Origin of the sequence: Streptomyces sp. NPDC005761 (assembly GCF_040630635.1) — a bacterium.
Lineage (GTDB): Bacteria > Actinomycetota > Actinomycetes > Streptomycetales > Streptomycetaceae > Streptomyces.
Map to the genome: position 1 here is coordinate 1 of NZ_JBEXXX010000111.1, position 1,217 is coordinate 1,217.

The window sequence follows — 1,217 nt, forward strand, 5'->3', positions numbered from 1 at the left end:
TCGGCGCGGAGCGAGGCGGGTCTGTCGGCTCAGGCCGGGAAGCTGCTGGAGCAGCTGGGCGAGTCTGCCGCTGTGCTGGATGTGGGTTTTTCGTCTGTGGTGTCGCGGGCGGTGCTGGAGCATCGTGCGGTGGTTGCGGTCGGTGACCGTGAGGAGTTGGTGCGGGGCCTGACCGTGCTGGCCGAGGGCGGGCAGTCGGCTTCGGTGGTGCGGGGCGCGGTGCGGCCGGCGGGCAAGGTCGCGTTCTTGTTCACGGGGCAGGGTGCGCAGCGGCTGGGGATGGGCCGGGAGCTGTATGAGGCCTATCCGGTGTTCGCGGCTGCATTTGATGCGGTGGTGGCGGAGCTGGATGGCCGGCTGGGTCGGTCGTTGCGTGAGGTGGTGTGGGGCGAGGACGCCGGTCTGCTGAACGGGACGATGTTCGCCCAGGCGGGCCTGTTCGCGGTGGAGACCGCGTTGTTCCGGCTGCTGGAGTCGTGGGGGGTGCGTCCGGACTACCTGGTGGGTCATTCGGTGGGTGAGATCGCGGCCGCGCATGTGGCGGGGGTGTTGTCTCTCGCGGATGCGGCTGAGTTGGTGGTGGCTCGTGGCCGGTTGATGCAGGCGTTGCCGGCTGGTGGGTCGATGGTGGCGGTGGAGGCGACGGAGGCCGAGGTCCTTCCGCTGCTGAACGACGGGGTAGCCGTGGCTGCCGTGAACGGACCGCGGTCCGTGGTGGTTTCGGGTGCGGAGGCGGCCGTGCGCGAGCTGGTCGCCACGTTCGAGGCGCAGGGCCGCAGGGCGAGCACGCTGCGGGTGTCGCACGCCTTCCACTCGCCGTTGATGGAGCCGATGCTTGCCGACTTCGGGGCGGTGGTGGCCGGGCTGTCGTTCGGTGCCCCGTCGATTCCTGTGGTGTCGAACGTGACGGGTGAGCTTTCGCAGGAGGTCGCGACGCCCTCGTACTGGGTGCGGCATGTAAGGGAGGCAGTGCGGTTCTCCGACGCGGTCCGCTTCCTGGAGGGCGAGGGAGTCACCTCGTTCGTCGAGGTGGGTCCGGATGGTGTGCTGAGTGGGATGGCGCAGCAGTCGGTGGAGTCGGAGTCGGCGGTCTTTGTTCCGTTGGTGCGCAAGGGGCGCCCCGAGGTGGCGTCGGCCGTGATGGCGTTGGGGCAGCTGCACGTCACTGGCACTTCGGTGGACTGGGCCGGTTTCTTCGAGGGTTCGGGTGCTCGCCG

At 69.5% G+C, this 1,217-nt stretch carries 1 protein-coding gene; it reads left to right on the plus strand.

Annotation, left to right across the window (positions count from 1 at the left end):
* Positions 1-1,217, plus strand: a 1,217-nt coding sequence (locus ABZ434_RS36080; RefSeq protein ID WP_359146348.1) for an acyltransferase domain-containing protein, incomplete at both ends; no start/stop codon positions are given.